This window comes from Pseudoalteromonas sp. NC201 (genome assembly GCF_002850255.1).
Classification (GTDB): domain Bacteria; phylum Pseudomonadota; class Gammaproteobacteria; order Enterobacterales; family Alteromonadaceae; genus Pseudoalteromonas.
Genome location: NZ_CP022522.1, coordinates 3,103,250 through 3,129,867 on the forward strand (window position 1 = coordinate 3,103,250; position 26,618 = coordinate 3,129,867).

27 protein-coding genes and 1 riboswitch are annotated in these 26,618 nt (G+C 44.2%); of the genes, 8 read left to right on the forward strand and 19 right to left on the reverse strand.

Features of this window, described 5'->3' with window-relative positions; translation table 11 throughout:
* The first annotated feature begins 366 nt into the window (after positions 1 to 366).
* Positions 367 to 2,067, forward strand: coding sequence for a dipeptidyl-peptidase 3 family protein (locus PNC201_RS13495; protein ID WP_102057353.1), 1,701 nt, complete (start codon positions 367 to 369; stop codon positions 2,065 to 2,067).
* A gap of 63 nt (positions 2,068 to 2,130) precedes the next feature.
* Here PNC201_RS13495 and PNC201_RS13500 read toward each other — a convergent pair whose 3' ends face one another.
* From PNC201_RS13500 to PNC201_RS13510, 3 genes are all read right to left on the reverse strand, one after another.
* Positions 2,131 to 2,367 carry a hypothetical protein gene (locus PNC201_RS13500; protein WP_102057354.1) on the reverse strand — a complete coding sequence of 79 codons (237 nt, stop codon included), beginning with the start codon at positions 2,365 to 2,367 and terminating at the stop codon, positions 2,131 to 2,133.
* A 181-nt stretch (positions 2,368 to 2,548) separates the two neighbouring features.
* Positions 2,549 to 2,830 (reverse strand): hypothetical protein, encoded by a 282-nt coding sequence (locus PNC201_RS13505; RefSeq protein WP_102057355.1) that lies wholly within the window; start codon positions 2,828 to 2,830, stop codon positions 2,549 to 2,551.
* A gap of 136 nt (positions 2,831 to 2,966) precedes the next feature.
* Positions 2,967 to 3,359, reverse strand: a complete 393-nt coding sequence (locus PNC201_RS13510) for an HIT domain-containing protein (protein WP_010606120.1) — start codon at positions 3,357 to 3,359, stop codon at positions 2,967 to 2,969.
* A gap of 112 nt (positions 3,360 to 3,471) precedes the next feature.
* On the opposite strand from PNC201_RS13510, the gene PNC201_RS13515 reads away from it, so the two are divergent.
* From PNC201_RS13515 to PNC201_RS13535, 5 genes are all read left to right on the forward strand, one after another.
* Entirely contained in the window at positions 3,472 to 5,703 is a 2,232-nt protein-coding gene (locus PNC201_RS13515) for a S9 family peptidase (RefSeq protein ID WP_102057356.1), read from the forward strand.
* A gap of 377 nt (positions 5,704 to 6,080) precedes the next feature.
* On the forward strand, positions 6,081 to 7,721 hold the full coding sequence (locus PNC201_RS13520) for a methyl-accepting chemotaxis protein (RefSeq protein WP_102057357.1): 1,641 nt from the start codon (positions 6,081 to 6,083) through the stop codon (positions 7,719 to 7,721).
* 147 nt (positions 7,722 to 7,868) lie between these two features.
* Positions 7,869 to 8,915: a glutathione synthase gene (gshB, locus tag PNC201_RS13525; RefSeq protein WP_010606117.1), complete on the forward strand. Its 1,047-nt coding sequence runs from the start codon at positions 7,869 to 7,871 to the stop codon at positions 8,913 to 8,915.
* Entirely contained in the window at positions 8,899 to 10,878 is a 1,980-nt protein-coding gene (locus PNC201_RS13530) for a flavohemoglobin expression-modulating QEGLA motif protein (protein ID WP_199539661.1), read from the forward strand. The genes gshB and PNC201_RS13530 overlap by 17 nt, the downstream gene beginning before the upstream one ends.
* Positions 10,879 to 10,937: 59 nt before the next feature.
* Positions 10,938 to 11,723 (forward strand): hypothetical protein, encoded by a 786-nt coding sequence (locus PNC201_RS13535; RefSeq protein WP_102057359.1) that lies wholly within the window; start codon positions 10,938 to 10,940, stop codon positions 11,721 to 11,723.
* A gap of 4 nt (positions 11,724 to 11,727) precedes the next feature.
* Here PNC201_RS13535 and PNC201_RS23270 read toward each other — a convergent pair whose 3' ends face one another.
* Complete coding sequence (locus PNC201_RS23270) at positions 11,728 to 12,006, reverse strand: hypothetical protein (RefSeq protein WP_158299126.1); 279 nt, start codon at positions 12,004 to 12,006, stop codon at positions 11,728 to 11,730.
* Positions 12,003 to 12,779: a peroxide stress protein YaaA gene (gene yaaA / locus PNC201_RS13540; RefSeq protein WP_010606114.1), complete on the reverse strand. Its 777-nt coding sequence runs from the start codon at positions 12,777 to 12,779 to the stop codon at positions 12,003 to 12,005. Before yaaA ends, PNC201_RS23270 begins: the two co-directional genes overlap by 4 nt.
* Before the next feature lie 272 nt (positions 12,780 to 13,051).
* Here yaaA and tal point away from each other — a divergent pair, with 272 nt between their 5' ends.
* Together tal and PNC201_RS13550 are read left to right on the forward strand one after the other, a co-directional pair.
* Complete coding sequence (tal, locus tag PNC201_RS13545; protein WP_102057360.1) at positions 13,052 to 14,002, forward strand: transaldolase; 951 nt, start codon at positions 13,052 to 13,054, stop codon at positions 14,000 to 14,002.
* Positions 14,003 to 14,408: 406 nt separating this feature from the next.
* The gene (locus tag PNC201_RS13550; protein ID WP_010606112.1) at positions 14,409 to 14,600 is read left to right on the forward strand and encodes a DUF3545 family protein; all 192 of its coding nucleotides are present in this window, start codon (positions 14,409 to 14,411) and stop codon (positions 14,598 to 14,600) included.
* Between the two features lie 40 nt (positions 14,601 to 14,640).
* Here the strand turns inward: PNC201_RS13550 and ung are convergent, their stop codons facing one another.
* From ung to nqrE, 14 genes are all read right to left on the reverse strand, one after another.
* Positions 14,641 to 15,309, reverse strand: coding sequence for a uracil-DNA glycosylase (gene ung / locus PNC201_RS13555; protein ID WP_039493728.1), 669 nt, complete (start codon positions 15,307 to 15,309; stop codon positions 14,641 to 14,643).
* Positions 15,306 to 16,157 (reverse strand): cobalamin-binding protein, encoded by an 852-nt coding sequence (locus PNC201_RS13560; protein ID WP_102057361.1) that lies wholly within the window; start codon positions 16,155 to 16,157, stop codon positions 15,306 to 15,308. The genes ung and PNC201_RS13560 overlap by 4 nt, the downstream gene beginning before the upstream one ends.
* Positions 16,157 to 16,753: a cob(I)yrinic acid a,c-diamide adenosyltransferase gene (cobO, locus tag PNC201_RS13565; RefSeq protein WP_102057362.1), complete on the reverse strand. Its 597-nt coding sequence runs from the start codon at positions 16,751 to 16,753 to the stop codon at positions 16,157 to 16,159. The genes PNC201_RS13560 and cobO overlap by 1 nt, the downstream gene beginning before the upstream one ends.
* A gap of 1 nt (position 16,754) precedes the next feature.
* Complete coding sequence (locus tag PNC201_RS13570; RefSeq protein WP_102057363.1) at positions 16,755 to 18,227, reverse strand: cobyric acid synthase; 1,473 nt, start codon at positions 18,225 to 18,227, stop codon at positions 16,755 to 16,757.
* Positions 18,224 to 18,763 (reverse strand): bifunctional adenosylcobinamide kinase/adenosylcobinamide-phosphate guanylyltransferase, encoded by a 540-nt coding sequence (gene cobU / locus PNC201_RS13575; protein WP_010606107.1) that lies wholly within the window; start codon positions 18,761 to 18,763, stop codon positions 18,224 to 18,226. Before cobU ends, PNC201_RS13570 begins: the two co-directional genes overlap by 4 nt.
* Positions 18,763 to 19,545 carry an adenosylcobinamide-GDP ribazoletransferase gene (locus tag PNC201_RS13580; protein WP_102057364.1) on the reverse strand — a complete coding sequence of 261 codons (783 nt, stop codon included), beginning with the start codon at positions 19,543 to 19,545 and terminating at the stop codon, positions 18,763 to 18,765. Before PNC201_RS13580 ends, cobU begins: the two co-directional genes overlap by 1 nt.
* Positions 19,545 to 20,600, reverse strand: a complete 1,056-nt coding sequence (gene cobT / locus PNC201_RS13585) for a nicotinate-nucleotide--dimethylbenzimidazole phosphoribosyltransferase (RefSeq protein ID WP_102057365.1) — start codon at positions 20,598 to 20,600, stop codon at positions 19,545 to 19,547. The genes PNC201_RS13580 and cobT overlap by 1 nt, the downstream gene beginning before the upstream one ends.
* On the reverse strand, positions 20,593 to 21,618 hold the full coding sequence (locus PNC201_RS13590) for a FecCD family ABC transporter permease (RefSeq protein WP_102057366.1): 1,026 nt from the start codon (positions 21,616 to 21,618) through the stop codon (positions 20,593 to 20,595). Before PNC201_RS13590 ends, cobT begins: the two co-directional genes overlap by 8 nt.
* Positions 21,615 to 22,412 (reverse strand): ABC transporter ATP-binding protein, encoded by a 798-nt coding sequence (locus tag PNC201_RS13595; RefSeq protein WP_102057367.1) that lies wholly within the window; start codon positions 22,410 to 22,412, stop codon positions 21,615 to 21,617. The genes PNC201_RS13590 and PNC201_RS13595 overlap by 4 nt, the downstream gene beginning before the upstream one ends.
* Before the next feature lie 69 nt (positions 22,413 to 22,481).
* A riboswitch (cobalamin riboswitch) is annotated at positions 22,482 to 22,609 on the reverse strand.
* 18 nt (positions 22,610 to 22,627) lie between these two features.
* Positions 22,628 to 23,227 (reverse strand): histidine phosphatase family protein, encoded by a 600-nt coding sequence (locus PNC201_RS13600; RefSeq protein WP_102057368.1) that lies wholly within the window; start codon positions 23,225 to 23,227, stop codon positions 22,628 to 22,630.
* An 80-nt stretch (positions 23,228 to 23,307) separates the two neighbouring features.
* A complete protein-coding gene (gene nqrM, locus PNC201_RS13605; protein ID WP_010372193.1) occupies positions 23,308 to 23,520 on the reverse strand; it encodes a (Na+)-NQR maturation NqrM in 213 nt (70 codons plus the stop codon).
* 100 nt (positions 23,521 to 23,620) lie between these two features.
* Entirely contained in the window at positions 23,621 to 24,652 is a 1,032-nt protein-coding gene (locus tag PNC201_RS13610; RefSeq protein WP_102057369.1) for an FAD:protein FMN transferase, read from the reverse strand.
* A gap of 108 nt (positions 24,653 to 24,760) precedes the next feature.
* Positions 24,761 to 25,987, reverse strand: coding sequence for an NADH:ubiquinone reductase (Na(+)-transporting) subunit F (gene nqrF / locus PNC201_RS13615; protein ID WP_102057370.1), 1,227 nt, complete (start codon positions 25,985 to 25,987; stop codon positions 24,761 to 24,763).
* A gap of 20 nt (positions 25,988 to 26,007) precedes the next feature.
* Positions 26,008 to 26,616, reverse strand: a complete 609-nt coding sequence (gene nqrE, locus PNC201_RS13620) for an NADH:ubiquinone reductase (Na(+)-transporting) subunit E (protein ID WP_010372198.1) — start codon at positions 26,614 to 26,616, stop codon at positions 26,008 to 26,010.
* Positions 26,617 to 26,618 lie beyond the last annotated feature (2 nt).

A 26,618-nucleotide genomic window follows, 5' to 3' on the forward strand; every position in this document is an offset into this window, starting at 1 on the left:
CTACAAGCGTAAGCTTATGGCAAAAGTAAGCACTTGCTTGCTGGAGGTCACACTGCTGATTTTTAGTATCTATGACGTAAGTATTGTCTAACTTTCGGATAAAGTTAAGAAAATCTAAAAAAATAATATTTTATTTATATACCCTCGATAATTAGCAAGTTAGAATTCATAGCATATGGTGCTTTGTGGCAAACTTTGCCGCAAAAATACTGAAGATGACCCATAGCTGGACACAAATGATGACCTTTCACGTTAACAGCGGCTTGCGTATCACACGCCAACCAAAGTTAACTAAGTATTGTGATACAAAATCGTGTAAGGTGATCGCCACATAAATAAATAGAATACAGACAACAAGGGAGCATTATGAAACACTCAATGATTTCGGTTGCAATCGCACTTGCAACAGGTCTCACCCTAACTGGCTGCTCTGAGCCATCAACCTCTTCTGAGAAACCTAGTGCACAAACTGAGCAAGGACAAGTTGATACTAAACAATCAGGCTATAAGCTAGTTAATGCATCTCAAGACCGGCTAGATATTTATACCCCAGTAACACTCGAAACAGACTTGAGTCACTTAAACGATAACCAGAAAAAGATGCTAGCTTTACTCATCGATGCTTCGGTTATTATGGATGATTTATTTTGGCAGCAAGCGTTCGGCGAAGACAAAGCAACATTCCTAAGCAAAATCTCAGACGAAAAAGTACGCCAATTCGCGGACATTAACTATGGGCCTTGGGATCGTTTAAATGGCGACCAAGTTTTTCTTTCTGGCTTTGAAGAAAAAGCACTGGGTGCAGAATTTTACCCAAGCGACATTACCAAAGACGAGCTAAATAACGCCGAAGTAAAAGATAAAACAGGATTGTATTCTGTTATCCGCCGCGATGAAAACGGCAAGCTATACAGCACTTCTTACTCATCCGCGTATAAAGCTGAATTGGATAAAGCCGCAGAGCTTTTACGCCAAGCAAGTAAACTGGCACAAGACAAAGAGTTTGCAAACTACTTAAACTTGCGTGCAGATGCGTTAGTCAATAATAGCTACCAAGCGTCTGATTTTGCTTGGATGGACATGAAGAATAACCCGATTGATGTGGTGATCGGCCCAATTGAAACCTATGAAGACCAGCTATTTGGCTATCGCGCCGCTTTTGAGTCTTACGTTCTGGTTAAAGACTTAGCGTGGAGTGAGCGTCTCGCTAAATTTGCCGCCTTCTTACCTGAGCTACAAACCGGCTTGCCTGTTGATGATAAATACAAGCAAGAAGTACCAGGCTCTGATGCCGACCTAAACGCATATGACGTCATTTATTATGCAGGCCATTCAAACGCGGGTAGTAAAACCATTGCGATTAACCTGCCAAATGACGAAGAAGTGCAACTCCAAAAAGGTACACGTCGCCTACAGCTTAAAAACGCCATGCGCGCAAAATTCGATAAGATCTTAGTACCAATTGCTGACCAACTTATCGTCCCTGAGCAACGTAAGCACATCACCTTTGATGCTTTCTTTGCTAATACCATGTTCCATGAGGTGGCCCATGGTCTAGGCATTAAAAATACCATTACAGGTAAAGGCACCGTGCGCCAATCACTGCAAGAACACGCCAGTGCACTTGAAGAAGGTAAAGCCGATATCCTAGGTCTATACATGGTCGAGCAATTGCTTAAAAAAGGCGAGATCACCGAAGGTACGCTTGAGGATTACTACATCACCTTTATGGCTGGTATCTTCCGCTCAGTACGTTTTGGTGCATCCAGTGCACATGGTAAAGCGAACATGATCCGCTTTAACTTCTTTAAAGAAGAAGGCGCATTTTCTAAGAACACGGATGGTCTATATCAAGTGAATATGGAAAAGATGGGCGCAGCGATGGAGAAACTGTCTAACCTTATCCTAACGCTACAAGGTGACGGCGACTATCAAAAAGTAGATCAACTGATCGCCACACACGGCGATATCAAAGCGGAACTGCAAAAAGATCTAGATAAGCTTTCCAAAGCGAACATTCCTGTTGATGTTACCTTTAAGCAAGGTAAGCAGGTGCTAGGACTGTAACTTCAGTATCATCAAAAACAAAAGGCGCTTCATATGAAACGCCTTTTAATCCAATATTCACGCTTAAGCTTTTTCTTTACAGGTAAAGCTTGTCGTTGATACCGATTTAACATTACCCTTGCCACACTCTACAACAGCCATCTCAGCATGTTTTTCTACTAATTGAACATTGTTAGAAGAGGTACAGCCGATTAGAGTCAAAGGTAATACAAGCAAAACAAGTTTCATAATTTCATCCTTTAAATTACCCAAAAAAGGTAATTCCATATTATCAAAAAATTCTCGCCAAACAAAACTCATTATAATTGAAACTTGAAAACACCATCCAATTACGAAACAACAGTATCAACATCTTACTTTTACTTTGCCTCTCATAAAAGAGCCATCAAACTATAAAAAATAAGCTAATTCAGATACTAACAAACGAATATTCCTGTTGATGTTACCTTTAAGCAAGATAACAGTTGCTCGGTAATTAACCCTAGATACAATAATCTTTGATTTCTCTTTGGTGTTTTTTGATGGCTTTTGTGGTTTTGTCAGATTTAGCAATCGCTAAATTTACTTTCGCATCATCGCATTTGTCTTGTAGCTCTTTGCGCATTAAATAGTTTTGATCTTGCTGTTGCTGCGCCAACCCTTCCACACCACTATATTCAGTTCTGGACTCTGGTTCACGATCTTTTTGATAAGGCTCTGGCACAGTCGCCTTACAGGCGGATAATAATGATACTGCCAAAATAACCACTAAACTTTTATTCATATCGCGTACTCATTGATTTAAAACGGCAAAAGTCAATTTCAGTTATAACAGTTCCAGATATAAACACAAAACACGTAGAACTTAAAAGTTTGTAAAGCGCTTGATGTGTTTACAGTCTCATTGCCTTTTTGAGGCTTTAAGCAAAACTCGCCTTTAGCTGCTCAATTTCCTCATCACTGTAGGGTTTTGCTGGATAGAGCCCCCAAACCGGTTTTGGCCATGCAATATCAGTTTTAAATCGTGCGATGTGGTGCACATGTAGTTGTGGCACCATATTACCAAGCGCAGCCACGTTTAATTTATCTGGGGTAAAGGTGTCTTGTAACAGCTGACTAAGTTTGGCCGATTCTTGCCAAAATTGAACTTGCTGCGACTCAGGTAAATCAATAATTTCTTTCGCGCCCACAACCCTAGGGACTAAGATAAACCAAGGGTACTGAACATCATTCATTAACAACACGCTACACAGCGGCCACTCGGTAATTAAGATACAGTCTCGTTGTAATTCTTTAGCTAATTCAAATGACATAGTGAAATTCTATAAATCCTATTTACACGGCACTCTATCCGAATTTGTTGCTATTGCAAAGCGGCTTCATTACCATCCAATCAGACTTTAAAAATATAACAAGGTGGCTACCGTGCACTCTCGCATTAAACACTACACCATCGCTCTTCCATTAGCACTTGCCTCTGTCACCGCTAGCGCAGAGCAACTAACGCTAGAGCGACTTTTTGACGATCCGTCTCTTTCAGGTAAAGCACCTGTAAAACTGCAATTTTCTCCTGACGGTTCTCGTGTTACTTATCTTCAAGGTAAAAAAGAAGACTATAACCGTTACGACCTTTGGGAATACAATCTCAAAGACAATACAAACCGCTTGTTGGTAGATTCTGCGGCACTATTTTCTGGCCCAGAGAACCTCTCAGATGAAGAAAAAGCACGTCGTGAGCGTCAACGTATTTTTGGCCGTGGTATTTTAGAATACAAATGGTCAAAAGATGGCAAAGCGCTACTTTTCCCACTCAATGGCGACTTGTACTACTATGAAATCGCTTCTGGTAAGAGTAAGAAACTAACGGAAACTGAAGCATTCGAAACCGACGCTCGCTTCTCGCCAAAAGGCAATTTTGTTTCTTTTATTCGTGAGCAAAACCTCTATGCCATTAATCTTAAATCGGGTAAAGAAACGCAATTAACTAAAGACGGCGGTGGCGTAATTAAAAACGGCATGGCTGAGTTCGTTGCTCAAGAAGAAATGAGCCGTATGACAGGCTATTGGTGGTCGGGTGATGAGCAACAAATTGCTTTTACTCGCATTGATGAAAGCCCAGTTCAGGAAGCCATTCGTAACGAAATCTATGCCGAAGAGGTCAAGCTATTCAATCAACGTTATCCATACACCGGGACTGCTAACGTTGAGATTGAATTAGGTGTTGTAAAGATCAATGACCAAAAGGTGGATTGGATTGATTTAGGCGAAGATAAAGATATCTATATTGCCCGTGCAAATTGGTTAAAAGACAATAAAACATTGTCATATCAGTGGCAAAATCGCTCACAGCAAAAACTGGAACTGCGCTTTTACGATACTAAAAGCAAAAAGCAGCAAGTCGCCCTAACCGAAACCAGTGATACTTGGATTAACCTACACTTTGACCTTGAATTCTTAAAGGACAAAAAGCATTTCGTTTGGGCATCTGAGCGCGATGGCTTTAAACACCTTTACCTGTACAGAACCAATGGCCAACTGGTGCGCCAAATCACTAAAGGCGATTGGATTGTTGAGAGCCTTCAGGGAATTGATGAGAAAAAAGGCATCGTATACTTCTCCGGCCGCAAAGACACGCCGCTTGAAAGCCACCTATACAGCGTACCACTTTTTAAAGATGGCGATGCAAAACGTATTACCGAAAAAGGCAGCTATCATAGTGTCGTACTGGCAAAAGATAACCGTACCTTTATCGATAAAAGCTCTTCTGTAAACCGTCCACCAGCGGTTGCGCTACGCAAAGTGAATGGTGACTTTGTGACTTGGCTTGAAGAAAATGCGCTGAATAACGAACATCCGTTAACGCCTTATTTGAGCAATCTAGCTACGCCAGAATATGGCACACTTAAAGCGGAAGATGGTCAAACTATGTATTACCGCTTATTTAAGCCAGCAAAGCTTGAAAACGGTAAGAAATATCCTGTTATTGTGAACGTGTATGGCGGACCTCATGCACAACGCGTGACCAACAGCTGGCGTAGTAAAAACTTGTACTTCCAATATCTTGCCCAGCAGGGTTATGTGATTTTCCAATTAGATAACCGAGGTTCTTACAACCGTGGTAAAAAGTTTGAAGATCCAATCTACAAGCACTTAGGTGTAGTGGAAGTGGCTGACCAAATTAAAGGCGTTGAGTTCTTACGTACACTAGAGTACGTCGACCCTGAGCGTATCGGTATTTATGGTCACAGCTATGGTGGTTATATGGCGCTGATGACAATGTTTAAAGCAGGCGACTACTTTAAAGCTGGTGTCTCTGGTGCGCCAGTAACAGATTGGGCTCTATATGACACCCATTACACTGAGCGTTACTTGGGTCACCCAGATACAAATGCTAAGGGCTATGAGCAAAGCGCGGTGTTCCCTTATGCTGATGGACTAAAAGGCCCGCTGATGATCTATCACGGTATGGCGGACGATAACGTGCTATTTACCCATGCAACGAAACTATTTAAGCAGTTGCAGGACGAGGTTAAGCCATTTGAAATGATGACTTACCCTGGATCGAAGCACAGTTTACGTGGCAAAAAAGTACAAACCCACTTGCATCAAACCATTACTGACTTCTTTAATCGTCATTTTGAGGTTGAAGCTAAGTAAACACTTAATAGCGCCTAGCTTCCTATGAGCTGGGCGCTTCTTCTTTTCTCTCCATTTAGTTCTAATCCATTGGTCTAATTGTTTATTCTTCTAGACTAAGAAAAACTGAAATTATTGTTCTATCTCAAGTTATATATCAATTGCATTAAGCAAATGAGCTATTTGAAGCGGAGAAATAGCTTTAGTAGCAAGGCAAAAATTTTGCTATTTAGTTGTTCTAAATGAGAAATTTTTAACTAAGCTAATATGGTATTTCACCCTTCAAATTGGTTGGAGAATTAACGCAATTGGTATTACTACTAAGATTAACTAGTATGAATTGATGAGGCGTTCGCGCTTGCTACTTTCAATAATAAAAACGACATAAGGATTGCGTTATGTCCAAACAGTTTTTTCGAAATCTCACCATTTTCCAGCGCCTCGCGTTACTGATCATTGTCGTTATTATCGGCGTTATCCTTCAAAGCGCAGTAAGCTTATCGCAACAGTATGATGCTCTCGAAAAGCAGCAATATCATAAAACTCAAAACCTTGTTGAAAATGCCTATAGTTTAGTGGCTTACTTTCACCAACAATATGTATCTGGGAAACTCCCAGAGGCGCAAGCGAAATCCGCAGCCCTTGATGCCGTTGCCGCTTTACGATACGAAGGAAACAATTACTTTTGGATCAACGACTATCATCCAAAAATGGTGATGCACCCATTTAAAAGCGAGCTCAACGGTAAAGATCTCAGCCAATCAAAAGATCCCACCGGCAAGCGCTTATTCGTTGAAATGGTACAAGTGGCAGAAAAAAGTGGTGCGGGATTTGTTCCCTACCTTTGGCCAAAGCCTGGTAAAGAAGCCCCTGTCGAAAAAATATCTTACGTCAAAGCGTTTACACCTTGGGGTTGGATCATCGGCTCCGGTGTATACCTCGACACTATCGAAGCTGAGTTTGCCTATATTCGAAATTTGCTATTAATTGAGATGGCTGCACTCATCGTGCTGCTATTCCCGTTTAGCGCAGTCATTAGTAAGAGCATAATCACCCCCATTCAACAAGCCAAAGACATGATGAAAGATATCGCTCAAGGCGAAGGCGATTTGACTCGACAACTCGACGAAAGCGGTAAAGATGAGATAACCGCGCTTGCCAAATACTTTAACTTGTATACTGAGAAGATGCGTCATTCCATCGCGACAGTGGCCCATAACGCTAAAGAAGTTGAAACACTGGCTAATCAGGTAAAAGCGGCTGGCGAAGAAAACTTGGCATTTATTGAGTCGCAAAATGACAATAACCGCCAAGTCGCCACAGCTGCCGAACAAATGACCATGCAAGTTCGCGAGATCAGTAGCAATGCAGATACTGCAGAACATTCCGCCGCAGACGCACGCAATTACAGTGAAAAAGGCAAACAAACGATTTCTCAAACCATTGCCGCCATTAAAAAGCTGTCGGAGCAAATTCAATCTGTGAGCGTGACAACGACAAGCCTTGCACAAGAGAGTCAGCATATAGGATCGGTGCTCGATGTTATTCGAGGTATTGCGGAGCAAACCAATTTACTTGCACTAAACGCGGCAATAGAAGCCGCTCGAGCAGGTGAACAAGGACGAGGCTTTGCCGTAGTTGCAGATGAAGTTCGCACCCTTGCAAGTCGTACAGGTCAAAGCACAGATGAAATCCACAACATGATCGAGCGACTGCAAAAAGAAGCGCAGCAGGCCGTAGCAGCAGTTAAAGTTAGCCAACAAATCTCGGAGCAAACGGTTGAACAGGTACAGCTTGCCGATAACGCATTAACCGAAATTGAGCGCCTTATTGACGCTATCTCAGATATGAGTACCCACATCGCCAAAGCCACCGACGAGCAAAGTCTTGCAGCACAAGAAGTTAATGAGCGAATAGCTCAGCTTTCTGACTCCACCCATCACTCTTTGGATACCACGCATTCGCTCAACAACACCAGTGAGCAACTAACACGAGCAAGTCACGAATTGAGTGACATAGTTAACCGCTTTAGAGTATGATATCCACCCTGCAGAGCACCTGTCAGTGCTCTGCTTCTTGCCCAATAGATGATTGATATTCCTTATCTTGTCGATAAAAATAATCCGTGAGCGTCTAAGCTATTTTACCGCTATATTGCCAATTTATTTGCTGAGCAAAAATAGCCCGTGAAAATCTGTTTTATTATGTACCCTTGGGAGCGTGTAGAAGCTGAAAACGACAGCACGCTAAGACTTATCCACGAAGCCGTATCGCGCGGTCACGTCGTTGCCATCACCACCGTAAACAACCTCACTATTCGCGAAAGTGTCGCCAGTGCCTTCTGTGATGTATTTGTTGCGGGCCAAAAAGTATCTGACAACTTAGTGAGCTTTTACAACAAAGCTGAGTTTAAAAAAGTACAGCTTCCTTTGGCAGGTTTTGACGCAATATTTATGCGCGCCAATCCGCCGCTTGATACCTTGGCGATGAACTTTTTAGACTCTGTTCGTGATGATACTTTCATCATCAACGACATCGATGGCCTGCGTATCGCAAATAACAAGCTATACACGGCATCTTTCCAAGGCATCGCGAGAGAGTTTATTCCAAATACGCATGTATCTAAAAACAAAGAGTATTTAGAGCGTATATTCTCTGAATCAGAGCAAGAGAAAATGATCTTAAAGCCGCTTGATGGCTTTGGCGGTCGCGGTGTTATCGTCGTTGAAAAACGCGCGAAACAAAGCTTTAGCTCACTCCTTGAGTTTTATATTGGTGGCGACGAGGCTGGTAAAGGCAGCAACTACGTCATTTTACAAGACTATGTTGAAGGTGCCGACGAGGGTGATGTTCGTATTCTAATGCTTAACGGCGAACCGATTGGCGCCATGAAACGTGTGCCTGCAGCAAATGAAGTGCGTGCCAACGTACATGCCGGTGGCAAAGTAGTGAAACACAAACTCACCAACCAAGAAAAAGCGCTATGTAAGCACATCGGCCCTAAGCTTGTGCGTGATGGTTTGTATTTTGTTGGCATTGACGTGATAGGCGGCAAGCTTATTGAAGTTAACGTGCTCTCGCCTGGCGGGATAACCCGTATTAACCGTTTAAACCGCTGTAAGCTGCAAGTGCAAGTTATCGATTTTGTAGAGAGTGTGGTGCACGCCAAAGAGCTAGTAACGCATCGCAAAAACCAATTCCGTCAAGTAATAGAAGATGCTCATGCTATCTGAACAAGCCATCATTGCCGCGCTTGAAGCCGGCAAACCCATCAATGGACAATTTGCTGAAGGTGCTTTTCACCTCGAAGTGAGGGAATACGTGCCTTATGTCGCCACTGCTGTACACGCAGGCCACCGCACCCGTGCTAGCCTAAAAGGCTTGTTCGCCATTAGCGATGCTGAGCGTTTACAAGAGGAAGATCCGTTTACCGACGGCATGATTGAATCATTACCCATCACGCTTATCGCGCGTGACTCACGTTACGAATACGATCTTAACCGTGCGCCAGAGCTTGCGATATACAAAGAAGCATGGGGTAAACAAGTGTGGAGCCAAGCGCTACCAAATGCAGACATAGATGTTAGCTTGTCTAAGCATGCAGCCTATTACCGTGTGCTCAGTGCGCTGTTAACCACGCTTGAGCGCAAGTTTGGTGCCTGCTTGCTATTTGATGTGCACAGCTATAATTATCAAATTCGTAGCTACCCTTATGCACCAACCTTTAATATTGGCACTGCACAACTTGATACCTTGCGTTTTCGCGCCGTATTAGATGAGCTGAAAAAACAGCTAGGACTGAAAAAACTGGCAGGCCAGCTGGTGGATTGTGCTGAAAATACCGTCTTTCAGGGCCATGGTTATCAAGCGCAATATATTACCAGCCACTTTGATAACACCTTAGTGGTACCGCTTGAAGTAAAAAAAGTCTTTATGGACGAAAACAGCAGCGAATTATTCCCTGTAGTGTTTGAAAAACTACAGCGCAACATGCATGTTGCTTTGAGCAAAACGGCAAAAACATTTGCTAAAAATCACTGCTATAAGCCACTTCGCAAAGCAAAATCAACGTCGCAGCTTGACCCTGCGCTGATTAACGTGGACTCTGCGCTGTACCGCATAGCCAGAAACCTTGAAACGCTGCATTATGTTAACCCAAGCAATATCGCACAAGAGAAACGTCGCTTTTTCTCGAAACGTCATTATCAGCCTGCGTTTAAATATCGCCCGCTGAAAATTGACCCGTATGAGTTTAAAGAGCAACTCTATCGCTTGCCCGTTGGAAAAATCCAAGATCCGATCGTAAAAGATTTATATCGTAAAGTGATCGACAGCTACGCGACTAAAATCGAACTGATCACCCAAATTGGTCGCGAAGCCTTTTTGTATAACTCGCTACGCTATTATGGTGAGCCGGATTACAACGATATAAATAATGCGACCTTCTTGCTGCACGCGCGCGAAACAGAGACCTTGCCAAAAAAAGACATTACAGCCGAGCAAGCCTTGGTACGTTTTAATCAAGCGATTGAGGCTATGGGCTTACCTTGTAAGGTCGCTATATCAAGCAAGCTCGTTGCCAAAGCAATGGTCGACAATAGTAAGCGTCTTCTGCTTGTAAATAGCAGTGCGATGCTATCTGAGCTTGATATCAATGCCTTGATAGAGCATGAAATTGGCGTGCACTTACTCACGACTTTAAATGCTGACGCCCAGCAACTTAAAGTGCTGCACTTAGGTTTACCTGGCAATACCTATACTCAAGAGGGCCTTGCCATCTACCGCGAGTATCAATCTGGGCAAATAAATCTGACACGATTGAAAGTATTAGCGCTTAGGGTGATTGCGGTTAACATGCTACTTAAAGGCGATAAATTCTATCAAGTGTATGAGTTTTTAGCTGACTCGGGTGTATTAAACGTCAATGAAGCCTTTGCGCTGACCACTCGGATTTTCCGTGGTGGTGGCTTTACTAAAGATCATCTCTACTTAAAAGGCTTTAAAGACATAGTGCAGCTTGCCAATACCCGCAGCTTAGATAATTTATATCTCGGTAAAACGGGCATTGCGCACTTAGATGCACTGGACGCGTTAGTAGAACAAGGTATATTCACAAGACCTAAATATCTGCCGGATACGAACCGAGATCCCGAGCCAGATGCAATCCTAAGTTATTTAATTTCTTCAATTAAATAGGCCAAATTCGCCACTGTGGTTATACTAGTGCCATCTAGTATCTACCCAGTGGCTTTGTTTTGACACAACAGGAAATAGATTTACTCGCTTTTGAGCTGGCAAACCTTCGTCTCAATGCCGATCTCACGCTCGCACCAAAGTACAGTTATTTTTCAGATAAACCCTACCCGCTTGGTCGCTGCCTAGAAATTCGCGATGAAATGTTTAAACTCGTCACCACGGAGCTCAAGCAAAATTCAGAACGTTTATCTGTGCTCAGAAATTACATGCTTAAAGAGAATGCCGAGCTCAAAAAAGTATGGGGTTCGCTACGCGATGAGTACTTTCAAAATGCGATGTTGGTGGGAGATTGGTATATAGATACCGCAAACGATACGGTGAATGCAAACAAACCCAGAGTTGAAATCAAACCCATCGCACAATCAGGCTTTTCAGCCATCACTAATTTCGAGCAGTTTGTTAAGATTGCTCGCGCTTATTGGCAAGTGGAGGTGTTTAAAAACACCGCCTTTCCAGCTATCGCGCCTTATTTACCGTTAATTTGTGTCAACGCAAAAGGCGCTACTTGGTTAGCTGCGGCCAATGACGATATGATCAAGGTCGCTACCAACAGTGAGTTTAGGCTATCTGAGCAAATCCTCTGTCAGCTGCCAGAGCCTGACTCTGTTATCGTATCTCGCTGGCAACAGACCCTAACTGGCATCGATGCTTTAGATGACATCTTATTGCAAACAGGAAAGCCCGAGGGGTTTTGCCAACTATACAGAGCTGCCGAAAAGGCAACGGATTTAGCATTTAGGGATAGGGTCGTACGCGCCTATATGAGCTTACCCAAAGGCGCGTAGTGAATTAGAAGGAAGTGGGATAAGTCGGTTTTTCGTCCGTAATTTCCCATTTATCTTCTGTTGGTCTATCCACTCGACATTGATTTTGCTGTTGGAAACACCTGTCCTCACAGTTTTGTACTTGCATCGGATCTGAGTAATCTTTGCGACAGCTCATAGAACACGAACGTGAATCACCTTCGCAATCGACCGGCACATTGCTGACTCTAGTTGTAAAATGTCCACTACAGCCACTCACAAACGCAGCGGCGAACACTGCTGCTACACATAATTTTGTTGTCATTGTTCTGCTCTCAAAAACACCGGTTCTTGAGCCTTTTGCGTTGCTTCTTCACTAAAGCGGTATCCTGCAATATCAAACGCTTTCAGGCTTTCCAAATCCGATACTTGGTTCTCAATGATATACCTTGCCATCATACCGCGCGCTTTCTTCGCGTAAAAACTGATGACTTTGTATTGACCATTTTTACAATCTTTAAAGATAGGAGTGATAATGTCACCTTTCAGCGCCTTCTTATCTACCGCTTTAAAGTACTCATTTGAAGCTAAGTTCACCAAGTATTGTGTTTGTGCCCCTTCCATGACCTTATTCAGTTTTTCAGCGATAATCGTGCCCCAAAACTCATACAGGTTTTTGCCACGCGGGTTACTTAACTTTGTACCCATTTCTAAACGATAGGCCTGCATTAAGTCAAGTGGTTTTAGGATGCCATACAGCCCAGATAAGATACGTAAATGATTTTGCGCATAATTTAAATTAGCCTCAGTTAGGCTTTGTGCTTCTAAACCGACATACACATCGCCATTAAAAGCAAAAATAGCTTGTTTAGCATTGTCTTGTGTAAAAGGCTCTGACCACTCGGCAAACCTTGCCGCATTTAAGCCAGCGAGCTTGTCGCTTATCTTCATTAAGCTACCGATCTGCTGTGGTGATAAATCGCGACAAACTTGAATAAGTGACTCGCTATGCTCCAGCAGCTCTGGCTGTGTGTGCATCTTGGTTGGTGCGGGTGTTTCATAGTCTAGGTTTTTCGCTGGAGAGATAACTGTGATCATGGTTTGCCTATTGACTTAGCTAGTAATTAATGTCAATTTCAACACTATCCCCAAGTAACTTCAAGTGTTTGTCCGCTTTCACTTGGGTTTAAGCAATTCGCTGTTAAAGTACAGCTTCGCTTTACAACTCGACCTTATATAACAACAACCTCAAATAGCGAGTGTGATATGTCGCCCGATACGGACATATGACCTATTCAGCTATTTCACGGTGTTGCAACATAAGGCGTCTAATATCACTTCGCTGTTATCAATATTGGAATGAGGAACACATGACTTCAGCATTAGATAGGCTAAAACAACATTCATCAATCGTCGCTGACACCGGTGACATTGAAGCCATCCGCAAGCTACAGCCTGAGGATGCAACAACTAACCCTTCTCTTTTACTTAAAGCGGCAGAGACGCCTGCTTATCAGCCTTATCTAACAGAAGCTTGGGATTATGCCAAAGCCAATGAAAGTGACGCTGACAAGCAATTAGCGCTTGCTTGTGACTATTTTGCCGTTGTGATTGGTAAAGAAATCGCAAACTCTGTGCCGGGATATATCTCAACCGAAGTAGACGCACGTTTATCTTTTGATACCGAAGCGACTATCGCAAAAGCAAAAACGCTATTAAATTTATATGAAGCGCAAGGCGTAAGCAAAGACAAAATCTTGATTAAGATTGCATCGACTTGGGAAGGTATTAAAGCCGCTGAAGCACTGGAAAAAGAAGGTGTTAAGTGTAACCTAACGTTGCTATTTAGCGAAGCGCAAGCACGTGCATGTGCCGACGCAAACGTATTTTTAATCTCACCATTTGTTGGGCGTATTCTAGATTGGCACGTTGCCAACGGCCTAGAAAAACCAACTAACCCACTACAAGATCCGGGTGTGCAATCTGTTCGTAGTATTTTTGAATTCTATAAACAGCACGGTTATAAAACCGTTGTAATGGGCGCCAGCTTCAGAAATACAGGTGAAATTCTAGCCCTAACAGGTTGCGATAAGCTCACGATTAGCCCTTCTCTATTAGAAGAGCTTGCTGCAATGCCTGCAAACGAAGATTACCTACTTGAGGCTGACTTTACGCCTAAAGCAAAACCTGCAGCGCTTAGCGAAAGTGAGTTCCGTTGGTTACATAACCAAGACGCAATGGCCACAGAAAAGCTTGCTGAAGGTATTCGCTCATTTGCCGATGCACAAGAAACACTAGTCGCACGCTTTAAAGCACTGTAAGTGCCTTAAACATTCGATTTCGAAACGCCGCAATATGCGGCGTTTTTGTTATCGCTCTCAATACAAAACTTTCTGAACACCTCCTAGATATCACCCGAATTGACCTTCATCAAACTGTCACTTGCTTTTAACCCAAAAGACACAATTGTGTTTTATTTTTATCCCGTCTGTGGTATATCAATATCACTTGAAGTGAAAATTGATGCCGCTACTTTCTGGTTTTGGTACAAAAAGCAAGCAACGCGGGGTTGTTTGTAGCGTACTTTAGCTATCAGACTTTTATCGGTTCCTCATATTGAGGTTTGCCAAATAGTATGAAGAGATCAACGGTGTCATTGCAGTTGTAATGCTAACAACAGCCAAAGCAAATGCCACTTTAGGTTGTTTTTATCAATAGGAGATTTTCATGGATACCCTAGACGAGTTATTAGAATTATTAGAAAGTCCGGATACTAGGAAAAAAACTTCATCTAAGGGCAAAAAAAGAAAATGGCGTGAAATTGAAGCGCTAAAAGATAAACAGCGACTACGCAAAGAACTACAGGAATTGGATATTTTCGCAGACAATGTTGATTTAGACGAATTTGATTTTAACTAAAAAGAGCGCCCTTCACGGCGCTCTTTTTGGTTTTTATCTGCTATAGCTCGGCCAATCGCCAGTCGATTGGCTGCTTACCCATTTGTGTGAGCAGCTGATTGGTTTTGCTGAAATGGCCACTACCAAAAAAGCCGCGATGTGCTGAGAGCGGCGAAGGATGTGGCGCGTGTAAAACATGGTGACGGTTTGTATCTATGCTTTTACCCTTTTTCTGGGCGTGTGAGCCCCAGAGTAAGAAAATCACACCTTCGCTGTGGGCATTCAGCCTTTCAATCACTACATCTGTAAAGCGCTCCCAGCCCAAATGCTTGTGTGAATGGGCTTGGCCTTGTTCTACCGTCAACACCGTATTTAACAGCAGTACGCCCTGTTTAGCCCAGTCAATTAGGTAGCCGTGATTAGGTATGCGAAAGCCGTCAATATCCTGCACTAATTCTTTATACATATTATTTAACGACGGCGGCGGCTTAATCCCTGGTAACACAGAGAAACATAGACCATGAGCTTGATTGGGGCCGTGATAGGGATCTTGCCCTAAAATCACCACTTTAACCTGATCAAAAGGCGTGACTTTGAACGCGTCAAATACTTGTTCATGGGGCGGAAACACATTTATACCTTGAGCACGACGCTCTGCCACGTAATCCATGGTTTGTTTAAAGTAATCTTGTTGTTTTTCCTGACCTAACACGTCACTCCACGTTGTCATGCTTCACCTTTTTTCATCATATTATAATGGCTTCGAGAAACGTCGAGTTTACCACATAAATCCGATATTCCCTCAAGCATACGATAGCTGTAACGATGGAGCAGATCGGCATCTACCGAAATAGTTTGTTGATACTTTACCGCAGGGATCGACGGCCATTGCTGCCATGCAATTGCTTTAACCTCTTGTTTGGTCTTTTCTTCAGGGATCACAATCACTTGCGGTGATTTCAACAGAACATTCTCAATGCTAATTTGTGGATAGTCCGTGGTGGCGTCGGCAAAAACATTTTTCACATTACACACAGTAAAGACTTGCTGTAACCAACTTTCGCCTCCTACGGTCATCAGCGGTGATGGCCACAATTGATAAAATACAGCTAAGCTAGCGCTTTGTTTATACTGGGCCTTTAGTTCATTTAAACGTTTAGCAAATAAATCAGCCTGTTGCTGAGCTTGAGCTCCAAGGCCAGTAATTTTACCTAGGCGTAGTAACTCCTCGGGTAGTTTATCTAGATATTTCGCTTCACTATAAATCACGTCAACACCAAAACTCTCCAGCTTTTCAAGCATAGGAACGTGACTTGCATTTTTCCACGCAATGATAAGATCAGGCTTAAGTGCCAAAATTTTCTCAACCGAAATGCCTTGATAGTCGCCAACTTGAGGCAGTTGCTTGGCTGATTCTGGATAATCGGCATAGGCGACCGTGCCTACAATCCGCTCCCCAGCTCCTATTGCATACAAATTTTCGACAATATGAGGCGCAAGCGCGATGATCCGCTCTGCGGGCTTAGCACTAACGCTAAAGGCAAAGCCTAGTACAATAAACAAGGCGAATTTTAGCATCAGTAGTCAAACCCTTTTTGCGCCTTAATGCCGGCCTCAAACGCATGCTTCACATTACGCACTTCGCTCACGGTATCTGCAAGCTCGGTCAGGCGACGATGTGCACCGCGTCCAGTTACAATCACTGACTGCATGGTAGGACGGTTTTCTAGCGCCGTTATGACTTCGTCCAAATCTAAATAGTCATAGCTCAACATATACGTAATTTCGTCAAGCAATACCAAATCGATGCTTTCATCTTGTAGCCATACTTTTGCTTGCTGCCACGTCGCCTGCGCAGCGGCAGTATCGGTTTCACGGTTTTGCGTTTCCCACGTAAAGCCTGTTTTCATTACCGCAAATGGCACGCCGACTTTTTCGAGCAAATTGCGTTCACCGCAATCCCAAGTTCCTTTAATAAACTGTACAACCGCAGCGTTCATACCATGACCGACACAACGCGCAACGGTGCCAAAACCAGATGTTGACTTACCTTTACCGTTACCTGTGATCACTTGCAAAATGCCCTGCTCTTGCTGCGCCGCGGCAATTTTTTCATCGACTTGTTGTTTTACTTTTTGCTGTCGTTGCTGATGCTTATTTTGTTGTTCGCTCATGTTATTCCTCAATTATTTTCATCAATTTTTGCCAATCTAAATGTGCTTCACAGCTGTCGGCAAGACGCGTAATTTGCTGCTCTCTGTGCCTCGCTAAATCAATCGCGGCAGTGCCCGCTTGCTTACTACCGGCCCAAGACAAGATAGCCTGTGTGGCGGCGACCGTATCAAATAAACCATGTAAATAGGTGGCTGCAATTTGATTATCTCGGGAGATAAAACCGTCCTGCACACTGTTATTTGGATGTGTGTTAAATCGCAAGAATGGCACCTTTAGTGCCGCTCCAGAAGAAATCCCAGCATGGATCTCGTAACCACAAATTTCAGCACTTTGCTCATCCAATTGGCAAGTGCCAGACACTTGCGTCAGTACTTTTTGCTCTGAGAGTGTGGTCTCAAAGTCAGCCAGACCAAGTCCTGCAACTTCACCGAGTGTTGATTCCACCGCATTTGGATCTCTGATGAACTTACCTAACATTTGCAAACCGCCACACACACCTAGTACCTTACCACCGTACCTCAGGTGCCGTTTGATTTCTTCTGCCCAACCCTGTTTGCGTAAGAAGGTTAAATCGCTCAACACATTTTTGCTGCCAGGCAGAATGATTAAGTCACAAGGACCGATAGATTCTTGATAGCGTACGTAACGCAAATCCACTTCAGGGTTTAAGCGCAAGGTGTCAAAGTCGGTGTGATTGCTAATATGAGGAAATAGTAAAACCCTGATGCTTAACGATCCCCGTTCACAGATATTGTCCACCGTCACCGCATCTTCTGCATCGAGCGCTAAGCCATGCAAATAGGGCAATACCCCAAGTACAGGCTTACCCGTTTTTTGCTCGAGCCAGTCAAGTCCAGATTGCAATAACGCAATATCACCACGGAAGCGATTGATCACAAAGCCTTTAACTAAGCTTTGTTCATAGTCACTTAATAGCGCAAGTGTGCCAACCAAGTGTGCGAACACCCCGCCTTTGTCGATATCAGCGATAATGATCACGGGGCATACAACTTCACAGGCAAACCCCATATTGGCAATGTCATTTTCACGCAGATTGATCTCAGCAGGGCTCCCCGCCCCTTCCACTATGCACAGCTCAAATTGTTCGCTGAGGCGTTGATGTGAGGAAAGTACGGCCTCCATCGCTACCTTTTTGTAATCATGATAAGCGGCTGCTTCCATATTGCTAATGGCTTTGCCGTGAATGATCACTTGTGCGCCAGTGTCAGAGTTTGGCTTAAGCAAAATAGGATTAAAGTCTGTGGATAGCGGGACTTTTGCGGCTTCGGCTTGGAGTGCTTGTGCCCGACCAATTTCACCGCCACAAGGTGTGACGGCACTATTTAGTGCCATATTTTGCGGCTTAAAAGGCGCAACAGATAAGCCTCTTCGTTGCAGCACCCGGCAAAGTCCCGCAACCAGTGTACTTTTACCGGCATCAGACGTGGTGCCCTGCACCATTAAGGTTTTCATACGTCTTGACCTTTTAAACATTGTGGCAAGCCTGCAATAACAAAATCGACTCTGTCGGCCACTTTAGCAATGTCTTGATGGAGCCAACCAGATTCATCAACAAACTCACGGCTTAGCTCGCCAAGCGGAATTATCCCATGCCCCACTTCGTTACTCACCAAAATAACAGTGGCAGCACAGCTTTCTAGTGCCGCCAGCACATGTTCTTTTTTGTCTATGGTCGCGGCCTTACCCATTTCGCATAAGCCAAAACTCAGCCATAAGGTCAAACAATCGATAAGTAACAGCGCATCTTCGCGTGCAGTAGCAATAAGCTTATCAATATGCCACGGCTCTTCCACTAGCTGCCAGCGGCTATCACGCTGCATCTGGTGAGCAAACACTCGGCTTTTCATTTCTTCATCTTGGGCTTTTGCAGTTGCAACATAGTAAAGTTCGTTCACCGCACCTTGCTCTAACAATAGAATAGCGCGCTGCTCTGCCAAGCGACTTTTGCCTGAGCGAGCACCGCCCAGTATTAACTGTATTTGTGCCATTAGAGATGACCCACAATAAAAAGCAAAATAACAAGCTCAGCAAGCTGTTGCGCAGCCCCTAAACAATCTCCGGTGTAACCACCAAGCTGAGCGTTAAACCATTTAATGCACACACGCCTTAGCACAAACAAGCAAGTACACAGCATCAACAAGTCGAACAGTGAAAGCGCAAGCCATGACCAACAAAAAATTAAAATCGCGATGGTAGTGAGCGTAAGGCGGGTCGCCGCAGCACTCGATAGATGTTTCGCTACCGGCTTAACTTTGCTCAGCTCATCAGCCTGTACATAGTTAAGCGCACCGATTAAAGACACCGCAAAGGCACGGCTTAGGCTATGGGCTAAAATAAGTGCAGCGAGTGTCACAGCAAAGTCATTAAAGAGCATGGTCAAAAGCGAAAATTTGGCCAATAACAGCAATATCAGCGCACAACTACCGTATGTACCAAGACGGCTATCTTTCATGATCTCAAGCTTTTGTTCACGGCTCCAGCCACCGCCAAAACCGTCAAAAACATCGGCAAGACCATCTTCGTGAAAAGCCCCGGTAAGTAAGATACTCGCAGCCAGTACGATAACGGCACCAAACATCGGCGATACACCACTACTGGCAACATAGCCAAGCATGGCCGAGAAGCTACCAACAAATAAACCAACCAAAGCAAAGTAACCACTCACTTCGCTGAGTTCATCAGAAGAAGGGGCTGGTTCCAAACGAATTGGCACCCGCGTTAAAAACACCACAGCAAACTTAAACAGTCGCCACTCTTGTTGCCACTGCATTATGCGTCTACCACTTGCGTAACATCGGCATCGGCAAAGCTTGCCATTTCGCAAAAGAAGCCTAGCGCAGCTTGTAATAATGGAAGCGCTAGAGCGGCGCCCGTTCCCTCACCCAAGCGCATATCTAAATGCAGTAATGGCTCAGCGTTTAACTGCTCTAACATTAACTTATGGCCTTGCTCCATAGAGCCGTGAGCAAACACCATATATTGCTTACTTTGCGGTGCTATTCTACTTGCCAACATAGCCGCTGTGGTAGAGATGAAGCCATCCACTATGATTACTTTTTGTGCCCGTGCAACCGCCAGCATGGCACCAACCATTTGCACAATTTCAAAGCCACCTAGGCGCTGCAAAATTTGTTCTGGTGTCGCAAGCTTATCTTGATGATATTCTAGAGCCTGTTTGATAAGTGCCCGTTTTTTGCAAAGCGTTTCATCGTCAATGCCTGTACCGCGCCCCACACATAATTCCACACTCGCCCCGCTGAGCGCCGCTAAAATTGCAGCTGCAGAACTGGTATTGCCAATCCCCATCTCACCAAAAGCAATCACGTTGCTACCCGCTTCAATAGCGGGCATCACCACTTGCTCTCCATATTCAAGTCCTTGCTTGAGCTGCATTTCGCTCATCGCGGGCTGTTTATGGAAAGCATGAGTAATATCGCCAAGTCGCTGCGAGCGCAAATTCGGCGAAGGCTCGCATGGCACTAATGTGCCACAGTCTACTACGGTTAACTGCCAACCAAGTTGTCGACAAAAGACATTGATCGCGGCCCCCCCCTGCACAAAGTTTGCAACCATTTGCCCAGTTACTTCGCTTGGCGCAATAGAAACCCCTTGGCTTGCAATACCATGATCACCCGCAAAAACAAACATTGCAGGGCGTGTTATTGCTAACTGCTCTATGTCTAATTGCGTCAGCCCTTGTGAGAAGATCTGTACTAGCTGCGCAGCCAAGGCTTCAAGCTTACCAAGCGCACCTAGCGGTTTGGTTTTTAAGTCAATGCGCTGTTGAATAAGTGTGTTTAAGCGAGTATCTAACGGTTTAACCATGGGTAACTCCGACGCCTCCAGAGCGGCGATTTTTGAAAATAAGCAATGCTAAGAAGAACACGCTGCCAATGGCGGCGGTGATCACACCCACAGGAAGTTCCTGATTATCGATAAGAGTGCGCGACAATACATCCACCCATAGCATCAAAAGCGAACCGCAAAGCGCGGTGGCCACAAGCCCAATGACCTTTGCTTGCGAGATAAAAAAGCGTACGATATGCGGGATCATCAAGCCTACAAATCCGACTCCGCCGCACGCAGCCACAAGTACTGCGGTGAGTAAGGAGCTCAATAACAACATACCTATTCGCACTCGTCCTACATTCACGCCAAGCGTGGTGGCGCTCTCATCTCCGAGTAACAAGGCGTTGAGCGGCCGACGCATCACTAAAAGCGTGATAAAACTCAGCAACACGACCAAACATGGAAGCCATAGCCATTGCCAGCTCGCCCTTGCAAACGAGCCTAGATTCCAAAACAAGATTGCACTGATGGCTTGAGGGTCACTCCAATAGAGCAACAAGCTAGTAAAGGCACTGAACAGAAAAGAAAGTGCGACGCCCGCCAAGAGCATAGTTTCTACCTGCTGTAGTGCATTGCGTTTTGCCACAAATAAAAGCAGCAAGATAGACAGCAAACTTCCGACAAATGCAGCCCCAGACATCATTAGGCTAGACTGTGCACCAAATAGCGCAATAAGCACCACCACACCGAATGAAGCACCTGAAGAAATACCAAATAAATAAGGATCAGCTAGCGGGTTACGCGTCACGGTTTGTAAAATAAGACCCGCTATCGCCAGTCCTGCTCCCGCGCTCATCGCCAGTAACGTCCGTGGCAGACGAAGCTCAACTACCACCCGTTGTTGAAGTACGTTGGGATCGAAATTAATAATCGCTTGTATAACCGTATGCCAAGATAAATCAATCGCACCGATCTTAAGTGCCATCAGCATGCTAAAACAGCACAAGCTCAATAGCAGTATCGATATCAACGCGATCCGCTTTGCGGCAATCATAATTGATACCCGTAATGAAAGCGTATATGTGGGATCTCACTGTTATTTGGCGGATGGCGGACAGTAGAAACCTCTGTACATACCCCAAAAACTTGGCTTAATAGGCTTTCGGTAATGACTTCAAGTGGCGACCCATCTGCAACAAGCTCACCGTTATTTAATACTAATAAGCGGTCGCACAAGGCGCTAGCCAAATTTAAGTCGTGAAAAGACGCAATGATAGTAACACCAAGCTGTTTGGCCAGCTCCATAATTTGGATTTGATATTTAATGTCCAAATGGCTGGTGGGCTCATCCATTATCAATACTTGAGGCGCTTGCACCATGGCACGTGCGATCATTGCCCTTTGCTTCTCCCCACCAGACAAGGAGCTAAAACATTGCTCTAATTTATGGCTCAATCCAACCTGCTCAATGGCATGTAAGATTGCCTGTTTTTCAGCAGCCGTCGTTGTCGCGAGCAGTGATTTGTTCGGTGTTAGCCCCATCAATACCATATCAAATAATGGCAGAGTAAACTCAGCGGGGATCTCTTGTAGCACCACAGCAACATGTCTCGCGTAGGCTTTACGTCCATAACTAGCTAGCGGCTTACCATTGAAAAGTAGCGACCCAGAACTTGGCGCTGTGTATTGATATAAAGTGCGCAGCAAAGTCGACTTTCCAGCACCATTCGGTCCGAGCAAACCAATAAATTCACCCGAATTAATAGCAAAGCTGAGTGCCTTTAAGATGGCTTTACCACCAAGCTGCACGCTAAGTTTATCGACTTGAAACTGTGGAGTGACTGCCATAGCACCTCTGATTGGGCACGGCAAAGTAGTAGCTTATAGACAAGCGACAACTTTGACTTAAGTCTGCCCGCTTAAGTATATAGATAGGCCTTGGTATCTGACTTATGCAAGAGGTAACACTCATACACTTACAGTTGCGGGGACAGTTGAGGACTCACACCTCATTCCCAATATCTGCCTATCACGAAATTTGCAATATTATGAAGTCTAGACGTCTAAAATACAACTTTTGGCCAAGCAGTTTGGCTGCTGTCGTAAAACACCTCAACTTTTACTATACCCGCATAAGGAATATCTATCTTCGATTGGTATGCAGTAAGCTCAGGCGATAGGTCAAGAATAAGTGCTACAAGCGCTTTTATTACTCCAGCATGCGCTACGACGGCGGTACACTCTTCACTTGGCGATTCCAAAATGCTGTGCCACCATGTGGCAACCCGATGATGAAAATCATACATAGACTCGCCCTCAGGAGGCGTGTGCAGCCAAGGGTTTTGCCAAAAGTCACCAATACTTGGAAATTGGGTTTCTCGCCAAAGCGTATCATAAGGTTGTCCATCCCATAATCCAAAATCAAATTCGGCGAGATTTGGCTCCACCTCAACGGGGAGTTGATACTGCTTTGCAAAGGCTGTGGCTGTATTCAGGCAGCGCTTCCTTGGAGAGCTAATAATACCCTGCAGGCCACTTAGGCTCGTTAACGATTGCAGCAATTGCTGAGCACCAGTACTACTGAGTTCGGGATCTGTCACTCCAAGTAAATGGCCTGATAGGGTCGTTTCACCATGACGAACAAAATATAGCTGCCGCTGCATTTTTACTTAACCTGAGGTTTGTTACCCAAAAAGCAAAAACGCAAGCTAAGCTTGCGTTTTCAATTAATACCATTCTACGGTTATAGGATCTGGTTTTCTTTCCACATCTCTTCTTTTGCTAACCGCTTTTTGCGTTTGTCGCATGGATCGTCGCAATCACAAATTTTGTCAATGCCCATTGAGCCCAAACCACCACAGCTACTTGCCATGGATTTCTTTTGTACGATAACGCCTACAGCCATCGCAACAGCGATAAGCATAAGTAAACCGAAAGTAAGGAGGAATAAAGACATTATCTAGCCCCTTTTATTGCTACATTGAATTGAGTGACGACGCGCAAATTATACGCTTTCATGGCGTCACTCACAATTAAATTATGGGGTGTTGTACAGCTTAATTCAAGTACGGCTGAAATGCTTCACTCGCGTAACTCTTGATCCCTTCAGGACTTTTATACATCAAATACACGGGGAGTTGATGCTCAGTGGCATACGCCTTTGCACGCTCAGTGCCCATCACAGTCAATGCTGTCGCTAGGCCATCAGCCGTCATCGCAGATGGATGTAGTACCGTTACAGACACCAGCTCATGTTTAACTGGGCGACCCGTTGTAGGGTCAATAAGGTGTGTAAAGGTTTCACCGTCCATTTCATAAAAAATACGGTAGTCTCCTGAAGTTGCAATACCGTTTTTACCAGGCTCTATCACGCGGTGAATTTGGCGTTGACCAACAGGCGCATCGGGTTTCTCGATAGCAATACGCCACTCACCATCCGGCTTCTTGCCAGAAACGCGAAGCTCGCCACCGATTTCTACCATATAGTCATGAATATCATGACTCTCAATCACCTCAGCGACCTTATCTATGCCATAGCCTTTAGCGGTTGCAGAAAATGATAATTCCAGCCCCGTAACTGTTTTCGCAAGACCACGGTCATTTAAAATAAGCTTATCAACACCGATACGAGTGCGCATATCGTCTAACTCGACCTGTGACGGACGCATTGTTGGTCTTTTGTCAGGACCAAATCCCCACAAATCGATAAGCGGTCCCATCGTAACATCAAGCGTTTTGGTCGACTTTCCAAGGCGGATAGATTCGGCAACTACCAAGCGAAAGTCTTCACTGATAGGCATAACGGTATTTGCGGCTAAACGGTTGAACTGGTTAATCTCAGAATCTGGGATATAGGTGGACATAGATTGATTAACAGCCTTTAATGCTTGCTCGACCTCATCGTGCAACTGCGCTTGTTCGAGCGGCTTTTCACCGGGGAATACCTTGATGTTGTAAGTCGTGCCCATGGTTTTACCAGACAGCACAATTTCCTTGGCTTCAGGTTTGGCGTCTTGGCACCCTGTTAAAAAAACGAATAAAAACGAAATAATAAAAAATCGAGATAAAAAAGCGTAACTTGCTTGCATCAGAATTCCCTGAGTTTAGTACCAACGGGTATAAAAAAGCCCTCGAGCAAAGTATTTTGCTGGAGGGCTTATATTCTAACTTAAGTTCATTGTTAGACCGAAACCTAATTAACCACCGAAGTCATCAAGTAGGATGTTTTCGTCTTCAACACCTAAGTCTTTAAGCATGTTAATAACTGCCGCGTTCATCATTGGAGGACCACACATGTAGAACTCACAATCTTCTGGCGCTTCATGGTCTTTAAGATAGTTTTCAAAAAGTACGTTATGAATGAAGCCAGTGTAACCTTCCCAGTTATCCTCTGGTTGAGGATCTGAAAGGGCAACATGCCATTGGAAGTTATCATTTTCTTCAGCTAGACCGTCAAAGTCTTCCACGTAGAACATTTCACGCTTAGAACGTGCACCGTACCAGAAAGACATCTTACGCTTAGAGTTAAGACGCTTAAGCTGATCGAAGATGTGTGAGCGCATTGGCGCCATACCAGCACCACCACCAACAAATACCATTTCTGCATCTGTGTCTTTCGCGAAGAATTCACCGAATGGACCAGAAATAGTAACCTTATCACCTTCTTTAAGTGACCAGATGTACGATGACATCTTACCACAAGGTAATGTTAGGTTATTTGGCGGCGGAGTTGCGATACGTACGTTTAGCATGATGATGCCAAACTCTTCTGGGTAGTTAGCCATTGAGTACGCACGGATCGTTTCGTCGTCAACTTTAGACTCTAGCTTAAAGAAACCAAAACGTTCCCAGTCAGCACGATATTCTTCAGGAATATCATAGTCTGCATATTTAACATGGTGAGCTGGTGCTTCAATCTGAATGTAACCACCGGCACGGAAAGGTACAACTTCACCTTCAGGGATGCCTAGTTTTAGCTCCTTGATGAAAGTTGCTTTGTTATCGTTAGAGATAACAGTACATTCCCACTTTTTAACACCGAAGATTGATTCTTCAACTTCGATTTCCATGTCGTTTTTAACATTAACCTGACACGCTAGACGACAGCCTTCACGTGCTTCACCTTTAGAGATGTGGTCAAGTTCGGTTGGTAGAATATCACCACCACCCTCTTTAACATGTACGCGACACTGACCACATGAGCCACCGCCACCACATGCAGACGATACGAAAATACCCGCGTTTGCAAGTGCACCTAGTAGCTTACCGCCAGCAGGAGTCTTGATCGCTTTTTCAGGATCGCCGTTAATATCAATTGTAACGTCACCGCTTGCTACAAGCTTCGATTTCGCTGCAATGATGATAAGCACTAGCATCACAACGATAGCGATGAACATGCTTACGCCTAATACAATAGTTTCCATCGTATAGTTTCCTCGCTACCTTACAGTGAAATACCAGAGAATGACATGAAGCCAAAGCCCATTAGACCTACAGTAACAAAGGTAATACCTAAGCCACGTAAACCATCAGGAACGTCTGCATACTTCATCTTCTCACGAATACCTGCTAACAATACGATAGCAAGTGCCCAGCCCACACCTGAACCTAGACCATAAACTACAGATTCACCGAAGTTTAAGTTACGCTCAACCATGAATGATACCGCACCGAAAATCGCACAGTTAACTGTGATTAGCGGTAGGAAGATACCTAGTGCGTTATATAGCGCAGGGAAGAACTTATCCAATGTCATTTCTAGAATTTGAACAAGCGCTGCGATTACACCGATAAACGTCAAGAAGCGTAGGAAGCTAAGATCCACTTCAGGGAAGCCTAACCATTCCAATGCGCCCGGCGCTAGCACTGCGTGATAAACCAAGTTGTTTACTGGTACAGAGATACCAAGAACTACAACTACCGCAATACCTAGACCTAGCGACGTTGTTACTTTCTTAGATACCGCCAAGAAAGTACACATACCTAAGAAGAAAGACAAAGCTAAGTTTTCAATGAAAACTGCTTTTATAAATAAATTGATATATTGTTCCATCT